The organism is Streptomyces sp. NRRL F-6492 (genome assembly GCF_001280125.1).
In the GTDB taxonomy this organism is placed as follows: domain Bacteria; phylum Actinomycetota; class Actinomycetes; order Streptomycetales; family Streptomycetaceae; genus Streptomyces.
Genome location: NZ_LGEG01000052.1, coordinates 1 through 8,713 on the forward strand (window position 1 = coordinate 1; position 8,713 = coordinate 8,713).

An 8,713-nucleotide genomic window follows, 5' to 3' on the forward strand; every position below is an offset into this window, starting at 1 on the left:
CTCCCCGGCCCCTCAGCCCCCTCCGGCCGCGCCCCGGAGCCCCGCCGCTCCCCGGTACCCCGCCGCCCCGCCGCCGCAGCGGGCCGAGCCCACCGGACACGTCCCGCCGCCGCCCGTGGGCGCGCCCCTCGTGCCGCCCGCCGAGCACGCGGCCGGGACCGGCGGCGCGACCCTGGCCGTCCTGCTCATCGGCCCCGCCGGCGCGGGCAAGACGACCGTCGCCCGGCACTGGGCGCAGCGCCGCCGCGTGCCCACCGCGCACATCAGCCTCGACGACGTCCGCGAGTGGGTCTGCTCCGGCTTCGCCGACCCGCAGTCCGGATGGAACGAGCACTCCGAGGCGCAGTACCGGCTCGCCCGCCGCACCTGCGGCTTCGCCGCGCGCAACTTCCTCGCCAACGGCATCTCCTGCATCGTCGACGACGCCGTCTTCCCCGACCGGCCCGTCGTCGGCCTCGGCGGCTGGAAGCGCCACGTCGGCCCCGGTCTGCTGCCCGTCGTCCTCCTGCCCGGCCTGGAGGTCGTCCTGGAGCGCAACGCCGAGCGCAGCGGCAACCGGCGCCTCTCGGACGAGGAGGTCGCCGCCATCCACGGCCGGATGGCCGGCTGGTACGGCTCGGGCCTGCCGATCATCGACAACTCCACGTACGACGTCGAGACCACCGCCCGCGTCCTCGACGACGTCCTCGCCCGCGCGATCGCGAGCCCGCCCTCCTGGTGAGCCCCTTCCCGCGAGGCCCGGAGCGCGGGAGCGGGGCCCGCCCGGTCGGCCGTCCCGAACAGGCCGTCGCGGCCCGCTCCTCGTAGGCTCGGAGCATGTCAGAGGTGTATGCGGACCGCCGTGTACGGCTGCGCGACCGGTGCGCGGCCGCGGGCAGCCCGGCGGCCCTGGTCTCCCGCCCCGCCAACGTCCGCTATCTCGCGGGCGGCTCCCCGCCGGGCGCCGTCCTGCTCGTCGGCCCCGAACCGGAGGCGGACGTCCTGCTCTGCCCCGTCGCACCCGGGGGCGAACCGGCCGACGGGCGGCTCGACGAACTGCTCCGGCAGCAGGTCCTGCCCACCGGGGGAGGAGATCCGGCCGTCGCGGCCGTCGACCTCGCCCGCCGGACGGGCGCCGACGCCCTCGCCGTCGAGGAGCACCACCTGACGGTGGCCCGGCACCGGGCCATGGGCACCGTCGCGTCCGCGCCGCGCCTCACCGATCTGGACTGCGCCGTGGAGCAGCTCAGGATCGTCAAGGACGAGGACGAGATCGGCTGCCTCCGGATCGCCGCCGAGATCGCCGACCAGGCCCTCGGCGAGCTCCTCGAATCCATCCTGGTGGGGCGGACCGAGCGCCACCTCGCCCTGGAGCTGGAGCGCCGGCTCGTCGACCACGGCGCCGACGGGGCCGCCTTCCCCACCTCGGTGGCGACCGGGCCGCACTCCGGCCGCCGGGGGCACCGGCCCACCGACCGCCGGGTCGAGGAGGGAGATTTCCTCTCCGTCTGCCTCGGCGCCGACTACCGCGGCTACCGGTGCGAGATCGGCCGCACGTTCGTCATCGGCACCACTCCCGCCGAGTGGCAGATCGAGCTGTACGAACTCGTCTTCGCCGCTCAGCGGGCCGGGCGGGAATCCCTCGTGCCCGGCGCCGAGTACCGGGACGTGGACCGGGCGGCCCGCCGGATCCTGAAGGCGGCGGGGCACGCGGAGGCCGCCGTCCCCCTCACCGGGCACGGTGTGGGGCTCGAAATCGACGAGGACCCGCAGTTGTCACCCTCGGCCATGGGTAAACTGGACGCTTGTGTGCCGGTCACCGTCGAACCGGGGGTCCACCTCCCGGGCCGGGGCGGTGTCCGGATCGATGACACGCTCGTCGTGCGCCAGGAGGCGGACGGCGGACCCGAGCTACTCACCATCACGACCAAGGAGCTGCTCGCGCTGTAGGGCGCGCACGCCTCCCCGGTCCCACGTCAGTCCAGAGTCCAGGAGATTCCGCAACCGTGGCTTCCACGAACGACCTCAAGAACGGCATGGTGCTCAAGCTCGAAGGCGGCCAGCTCTGGTCCGTCGTCGAGTTCCAGCACGTCAAGCCCGGCAAGGGCCCGGCCTTCGTGCGCACCAAGCTCAAGAACGTGCTGTCCGGCAAGGTCGTCGACAAGACCTTCAACGCCGGCGTGAAGGTCGAGACGGCCACCATCGACCGCCGTGACATGCAGTTCTCCTACATGGACGGCGATTACTTCGTCTTCATGGACGAGCAGACGTACGACCAGCTGATGGTCGACCGCAAGTCCGTCGGCGACGCCGCCAACTTCCTCATCGAGGGCTTCACCGCCTCCGTCGCCCAGCACGAGGGCGAGGTGCTCTACGTCGAGCTTCCGGCCGCCGTCGAGCTGACGATCAAGCACACCGACCCGGGCGTCCAGGGCGACCGCTCCACCGGCGGCACCAAGCCCGCCACGCTGGAGACCGGTCACGAGATCCAGGTCCCGCTCTTCATCACCACCGGTGAGAAGATCAAGGTCGACACCCGCACCAGCGACTACCTCGGCCGGGTGAACAAGTAACCGTGGCCGCTCGGAGCAAGGCCCGCAAGCGCGCCTTCCAGATCCTCTTCGAGGCCGACCAGCGTGGCGCCTCCGTCCAGGAGGTGCTCGCGGACCAGGTCCGGCACGCGCGGTCGGACGACCGCCAGCCGCCGGTGAACGAGTTCACCATGCAGCTGGTCGAGGGGTACGCGACCCGCGTGGCGCGGATCGACGAGCTCATCGCGACCTACGCGGTGGACTGGGACCTGGACCGGATGCCCGTCGCCGACCGGAACATCGTGCGCCTCGGCGCGTACGAGCTGATCTGGGAGGACGGCACGCCGGACGCGGTCGCGATCGACGAGGCGGTGCAGCTCGCCAAGGAGTTCTCCACCGACGAGTCGCCGGCCTTCGTCAACGGCCTCCTGGCGCGCTTCAAGGACCTGAAGCCGCGCCTGCGCCGGGACGTGGACGCCTGAGTCCCGTTCCGTCTCCGGCAGTCGAAGGGGCCCGCATCATCCGGTGCTGCGGGCCCCTTCGGCCTGTCCGGGATCCCCCCGGGGATCCGGAAGCCCTCGCGGGCCCGGGAGCGCCCCGTACGGGCCGGGAAAGCACGAGATCCGTGGACGTCGATGACGTCCACGGATCCGGCGGTACGTTTCTGCTGAGCCCTCGGAAGGGGTCAGTTGTCCTCGTGGGCGACCGCGCGGCGCGCGTCCGCGTCCAGCACGCCCCAGCTGATCAGCTGCTCCGTGAGGACCGAGGGGGACTGGTCGTAGATGACGGCGAGCGTGCGCAGGTCGTCCTGGCGGATCGACAGCACCTTGCCGTTGTAGTCGCCGCGCTGCGACTGGATCGTCGCGGCGTAGCGCTGGAGCGGGCCGGCCTTCTCCTGCGGGACGTGGGCCAGGCGCTCCAGGTCCAGGACCAGCTTCGGCGGCGGCTCGGCGGCCCCGCCCGGCGTCGTGCCCGGCAGGAGCTCCTGCACCGGCACCCCGTAGAAGTCGGCCAGCTCGGCGAGGCGCTGCACGGTCACGGCGCGGTCGCCCCGCTCGTACGAGCCGACCACCACGGCCTTCCAGCGGCCCTGGGACTTCTCCTCCACCCCGTGGAGCGAGAGACCCTGCTGGGTGCGGATGGCGCGGAGTTTGGCCCCGAGCTGCTTTGCGTATTCGCTGGACATAACGCTCCCGGACGCTGTGACGACATGCGGCTGCGCCGCGCGGCTGGTAACTCACTGTGAGGTTACGCAGCGTTACACCTACCCGTCAAGCCGAAAGGTCCGTACCGCCCCCGCCCGGGGGACGGCGCCCGGAGCGGCGCCGGAGGTGCGCGTGAGGCCCCGCACCACCCCTGCTAGAATCGACACGCACATCCGACGTCCTTTAAGAACCGTCCCGTGAGGCGGAGAAGGAGGTCCGTTTCCCATGGACACCCGGCTGGACACCCAGCAGCAGTACGGCGACGACGCGCGGCCCGTTCTCGAAGGCCCCGACATCGCGCGGGTCCTCACCCGCATCGCCCACGAGATCGTCGAGCGCGCCAAGGGCGCAGACGACGTGGTCCTCCTCGGCATTCCCACCCGCGGCGTCTTCCTCGCCCGCCGGCTCGCCGAGAAGCTCGCCTCCATCACCGGCACCAAGGTCCCGGTCGGCTCCCTCGACATCACCATGTACCGGGACGACCTGCGGATGAAGCCCGCCCGCGCGATCGGCCGCACCGAGATCCCCTCCGACGGCATCGACGGGCGCCTCGTCGTCCTCGTCGACGACGTCCTCTTCTCCGGCCGCACCATCCGCGCCGCCCTCGACGCCCTCGGCGACATCGGCCGCCCCCGCGCCGTCCAGCTCGCCGTCCTCGTCGACCGCGGCCACCGCGAGCTGCCCATCCGCGCCGACTACGTCGGCAAGAACCTCCCCACGTCGCTGCGGGAGACGGTCAAGGTCCTGCTCGCCGAGGAAGACGGTCGCGACACCGTCCTGCTCGGCTCCAAGACCGCCTCCTAGCCGGACCGGCTTCCCCGCCGGGGCCGGGGCACCCCCCTGCCCCCGCACGCCCACACCTCCCCACCACGGAGAGAAACCCCGATGATGCGTCACCTCATCTCGGCCGCCGACCTCACCCGCGACGACGCCGTACTGATCCTCGACACCGCCGAGGAGATGGCCCGGGTGGCCGACCGGCCCATCAAGAAGCTGCCCACCCTGCGCGGCCGGACCATCTGCAACCTCTTCTTCGAGGACTCCACCCGGACCCGGATCTCCTTCGAGGCCGCCGAGAAGCGCCTCTCCGCCGACGTCATCAACTTCGCGGCCAAGGGCTCCAGCGTCTCCAAGGGGGAGTCCCTCAAGGACACCGCCCAGACCCTGGAGGCCATGGGCGTCGACGCGGTCGTCATCCGGCACGGCGCCTCCGGCGCCCCGTACCGGCTCGCCACCTCCGGCTGGATCGACGCCCCCGTCGTCAACGCCGGCGACGGCACCCACCAGCACCCCACCCAGGCCCTCCTGGACGCCTTCACCATGCGCCGCCGCCTCGTCGGCCGCGACACCGGACTCGGCCAGGACCTCGCCGGCAAGCGGATCACCCTCGTCGGCGACGTCCTGCACAGCCGGGTCGCCCGCTCCAACGTCGACCTGCTGCACACCCTCGGCGCCGAGGTCACCCTGGTGGCCCCGCCCACCCTGGTCCCCGTCGGCGTCGAGACCTGGCCCTGCGAGATCTCGTACGACCTCGACGCCGTGCTGCCGAAGTCCGACGCCGTGATGATGCTGCGCGTCCAGCGCGAGCGGATGAACGCCGCCTTCTTCCCCACCGAGCGCGAGTACTCGCGCCGCTACGGCCTCGACGGCGAGCGGATGGCGAAGATGCCCGAGCACGCCATCGTGATGCACCCCGGCCCCATGGTCCGCGGCATGGAGATCACCGCCGAGGTCGCCGACTCCGACCGCTGCACGGTCGTCGAGCAGGTCGCCAACGGCGTGTCCGTCCGCATGGCCGTGCTCTATCTGCTCCTTGGCGGCTCCGAGCCCGCCGTCACCACCACCCCCGCCGCGCGCACCGAGGAGAACAAGTAACCATGAGCAAGATCCTTATCCGCGGCGCGAAGGTACTCGGCGGCGAGGTCCAGGACGTCCTGATCGACGGCGAGACCGTCGCCGCCACCGCCCGGCAGGGCGAAATCGACTGGAGTGGTACCGGGCTCTCCGCCGAGGGCGCGACCGTGATCGAGGCCGACGGGCAGATCCTCCTGCCGGGCCTGGTCGACCTCCACACCCACCTGCGCGAGCCCGGCCGCGAGGACTCCGAGACCGTCCTCACCGGCACCCGCGCCGCCGCCTCCGGCGGCTACACCTCCGTCTTCGCCATGGCCAACACCCACCCGGTCGCCGACACCGCCGGCGTCGTCGAGCAGGTCTACCGGCTCGGCCAGGAGCACGGCTACTGCGACGTGCAGCCCATCGGCGCCGTCACCGTCGGCCTGGAGGGCAGGAAGCTCGCCGAGCTCGGCGCCATGCACGACTCCGCCGCCGGCGTCACCGTCTTCTCCGACGACGGCAAGTGCGTCGACGACGCCGTGATCATGCGCCGCGCCCTGGAGTACGTGAAGGCCTTCGGCGGCGTCGTCGCCCAGCACGCCCAGGAGCCCCGCCTCACCGAGGGCGCCCAGATGAACGAGGGCGTCGTCTCCGCCGAGCTCGGCCTCGGCGGCTGGCCCGCCGTCGCCGAGGAGTCGATCATCGCCCGCGACGTCCTCCTCGCCGAGCACGTCGGCTCCCGCGTCCACATCTGCCACCTCTCCACCGCCGGCTCGGTCGAGATCGTCCGCTGGGCCAAGTCCCGCGGCATCGACGTCACCGCCGAGGTCACCCCGCACCACCTCCTCCTCACGGACGAGCTGGTCCGCTCGTACAACCCCGTCTACAAGGTCAACCCGCCGCTGCGCACCGAGAAGGACGTCCTCGCGCTCCGCGAGGCGCTGGCCGACGGCACGATCGACATCGTCGCCACCGACCACGCCCCGCACCCGCACGAGGACAAGGACTGCGAGTGGGCCGCGGCCGCCATGGGCATGGTCGGCCTGGAGACCGCCCTGTCCGTCGTCCAGCAGACGATGGTCGAGACCGGACTCCTCGACTGGGCCGGCGTCGCCGACCGCATGTCCTTCGCCCCCGCCCGCATCGGCCGGGCCAAGGGCCATGGACGCCCCGTCTCGGCTGGTGAGCCCGCGAACCTGACCCTGGTCGATCCGGCTTACCGTGGAGTCGTGGACCCCGCGGACTTCGCCTCCCGCAGCCGCAACACCCCGTACGAGGGCCGCGAGCTGCCGGGACGCGTCACCCACACCTTCCTGCGGGGCCGGGCAACGGTCGTGGACGGGAAGCTGGCGTGACACCACTCATCGCAATCGCCGCAGAGGCAGCCGAACAGAAGTCGGCGGAAGTGACCGACTGGGCCGGAAGGATCGGCTGGGTCGCCGGACTGCTGCTCTTCGTCGCCTTCGTGTACTGGCTCATGCGCCAGGGATGGAAGTGGCGCGGCAGCCTCCAGTCGGACCTCCCCGCACTGCCCACCGCGCCGGAGACGGCCGGTGAGGCGAAACTGACCCTCAGCGGGCGCTACCACGGGTCCACGACCGCCGGGCAGTGGCTCGACCGGATCGTCGCCCACGGCCTCGGCGCCCGCAGCCGCGTCGAGCTCACGCTCACCGACGCCGGGATCACGGTCGTCCGCCCCGGGGCGAACGACTTCCACATCCCGGCCGACGCCCTGCGCGAGGCACGCCTCGACAAGGGCATCGCCGGCAAGGTCCTCGCCGAGGGCGGGCTCCTGATCGTCACCTGGGAGCACGGCGGCACCCTCCTCGACTCCGGCTTCCGGTCCGACCGGGCGGCGGAACACACCGCCTGGGTCGAGACCGTCAACTCCATGATCAGCGCAACGGAAGGCATCGCACGATGACGACCTCCATCCAGGGAGGCGCCTCGCAGAGGCAGAAAGCGGCTCCCGCCGTACTCGTCCTGGAGGACGGCCGGATCTTCCGCGGCCGCGCCTACGGGGCCGTGGGGGAGACCTTCGGCGAGGCCGTGTTCTCCACCGGCATGACCGGCTACCAGGAGACCCTGACCGACCCGTCGTACCACCGGCAGGTCGTGGTGATGACCGCCCCGCACGTCGGCAACACCGGCGTCAACGACGAGGACCCCGAGTCCGGCCGCATCTGGGTCTCCGGCTACGTGGTCCGCGACCCCGCCCGCGTCTCCTCCAACTGGCGCGCGAAGCGCTCCCTGGACGAGGAGCTGGAGCGCCAGGGCGTCGTCGGGATCTCCGGCGTCGACACCCGCGCCCTCACCCGCCACCTGCGCGAGCGCGGCGCGATGCGCGTCGGCATCTTCTCCGGCGACGCCTGGACGGGCGTCCGCGACGAGGCCCTGCTCGCCAAGGTCAAGGCGCAGCCCGAGATGAAGGGCGCGAACCTCTCCGCCGAGGTCGCCACCAAGGAGACGTACGTCGTCCCCGCCGCCGGCGAGAAGAAGTTCACCGTCGCCGCCGTCGACCTCGGGATCAAGGGCATGACCCCGCACCGGATGGCCGAGCGCGGCATCGAGGTCCACGTCCTGCCCGCCACCGCCACCGCCGAGGACGTCTACGCCGTCGAGCCCGACGGAGTGTTCTTCTCCAACGGCCCCGGCGACCCGGCCACCGCGGACGGCCCCGTCGCCCTCATGCGGTCCGTCCTGGAGCGCGGGACGCCGCTCTTCGGCATCTGCTTCGGCAACCAGATCCTGGGCCGGGCGCTCGGCTTCGGCACGTACAAGCTGAAGTACGGCCACCGGGGCATCAACCAGCCGGTCCAGGACCGCACCACCGGCAAGGTCGAGGTCACCGCGCACAACCACGGCTTCGCCGTGGACGCGCCCCTCGACAAGGTCTCCGACACGCCCTTCGGGCGCGCCGAGGTCTCCCACGTCTGTCTCAACGACAACGTCGTGGAGGGCCTCCGACTGCTCGACCGTCCGGCCTTCTCGGTCCAGTACCACCCCGAGGCGGCAGCGGGCCCGCACGACGCCGCGTACCTCTTCGACCGCTTCGTATCCCTCATGGAGGCCGAGCGTGCCTAAGCGCACCGATATCCAGTCCGTCCTGGTCATCGGCTCCGGCCCGATCGTGATCGGCCAGGCCGCCGAGTTCGACTACTC

Annotated in this window: 10 protein-coding genes; 9 read left to right on the forward strand and 1 reads right to left on the reverse strand. The window is 72.0% G+C overall.

What is annotated here, in order from left to right; genetic code table 11:
• From ADL08_RS06885 to nusB, 4 genes are all read left to right on the forward strand, one after another.
• Nucleotides 1-721 (forward strand): AAA family ATPase (locus ADL08_RS06885; protein ID WP_053641176.1); only part of this gene is annotated, 721 nt, incomplete at its 5' end.
• A gap of 95 nt (nucleotides 722-816) precedes the next feature.
• Nucleotides 817-1,929 carry an aminopeptidase P family protein gene (locus ADL08_RS06890; protein WP_053641169.1) on the forward strand — a complete coding sequence of 371 codons (1,113 nt, stop codon included), beginning with the start codon at nucleotides 817-819 and terminating at the stop codon, nucleotides 1,927-1,929.
• Between the two features lie 56 nt (nucleotides 1,930-1,985).
• The gene (gene efp, locus ADL08_RS06895; RefSeq protein WP_053641170.1) at nucleotides 1,986-2,552 is read left to right on the forward strand and encodes an elongation factor P; all 567 of its coding nucleotides are present in this window, start codon (nucleotides 1,986-1,988) and stop codon (nucleotides 2,550-2,552) included.
• A gap of 2 nt (nucleotides 2,553-2,554) precedes the next feature.
• Nucleotides 2,555-2,992, forward strand: coding sequence for a transcription antitermination factor NusB (nusB, locus tag ADL08_RS06900; RefSeq protein ID WP_053641171.1), 438 nt, complete (start codon nucleotides 2,555-2,557; stop codon nucleotides 2,990-2,992).
• Between the two features lie 203 nt (nucleotides 2,993-3,195).
• On the opposite strand, the gene bldD is transcribed toward nusB, so the two are convergent.
• Nucleotides 3,196-3,696: a transcriptional regulator BldD gene (bldD, locus tag ADL08_RS06905; protein WP_017242229.1), complete on the reverse strand. Its 501-nt coding sequence runs from the start codon at nucleotides 3,694-3,696 to the stop codon at nucleotides 3,196-3,198.
• 244 nt (nucleotides 3,697-3,940) lie between these two features.
• Between bldD and pyrR the strand changes: the two genes are divergently transcribed.
• From pyrR to carA, 5 genes are all read left to right on the forward strand, one after another.
• Nucleotides 3,941-4,519, forward strand: a complete 579-nt coding sequence (gene pyrR, locus ADL08_RS06910; protein ID WP_107092103.1) for a bifunctional pyr operon transcriptional regulator/uracil phosphoribosyltransferase PyrR — start codon at nucleotides 3,941-3,943, stop codon at nucleotides 4,517-4,519.
• Between the two features lie 81 nt (nucleotides 4,520-4,600).
• Nucleotides 4,601-5,590, forward strand: coding sequence for an aspartate carbamoyltransferase catalytic subunit (locus ADL08_RS06915; RefSeq protein WP_053641172.1), 990 nt, complete (start codon nucleotides 4,601-4,603; stop codon nucleotides 5,588-5,590).
• Nucleotides 5,591-5,592: 2 nt separating this feature from the next.
• Complete coding sequence (locus ADL08_RS06920; RefSeq protein ID WP_053641173.1) at nucleotides 5,593-6,906, forward strand: dihydroorotase; 1,314 nt, start codon at nucleotides 5,593-5,595, stop codon at nucleotides 6,904-6,906.
• Complete coding sequence (locus ADL08_RS06925; RefSeq protein WP_078968402.1) at nucleotides 6,903-7,475, forward strand: hypothetical protein; 573 nt, start codon at nucleotides 6,903-6,905, stop codon at nucleotides 7,473-7,475. Before ADL08_RS06920 ends, ADL08_RS06925 begins: the two co-directional genes overlap by 4 nt.
• Nucleotides 7,472-8,635, forward strand: coding sequence for a glutamine-hydrolyzing carbamoyl-phosphate synthase small subunit (carA, locus tag ADL08_RS06930; RefSeq protein ID WP_053641175.1), 1,164 nt, complete (start codon nucleotides 7,472-7,474; stop codon nucleotides 8,633-8,635). Before ADL08_RS06925 ends, carA begins: the two co-directional genes overlap by 4 nt.
• Nucleotides 8,636-8,713 lie beyond the last annotated feature (78 nt).

Excerpts from the sequence above, each read along its gene's own strand:
- ADL08_RS06890 (WP_053641169.1), top strand. The coding sequence starts at position 817 with ATGTCAGAGGTGTATGCGGACCGCCGTGTACGGCTGCGCGACCGGTGC.
- bldD (WP_017242229.1), bottom strand. The coding sequence starts at position 3,696 with ATGTCCAGCGAATACGCAAAGCAGCTCGGGGCCAAACTCCGCGCCATC.
- pyrR (WP_107092103.1), top strand. The coding sequence starts at position 3,941 with ATGGACACCCGGCTGGACACCCAGCAGCAGTACGGCGACGACGCGCGG.
- ADL08_RS06915 (WP_053641172.1), top strand. The coding sequence starts at position 4,601 with ATGATGCGTCACCTCATCTCGGCCGCCGACCTCACCCGCGACGACGCC.
- ADL08_RS06920 (WP_053641173.1), top strand. The coding sequence starts at position 5,593 with ATGAGCAAGATCCTTATCCGCGGCGCGAAGGTACTCGGCGGCGAGGTC.
- carA (WP_053641175.1), top strand. The coding sequence starts at position 7,472 with ATGACGACCTCCATCCAGGGAGGCGCCTCGCAGAGGCAGAAAGCGGCT.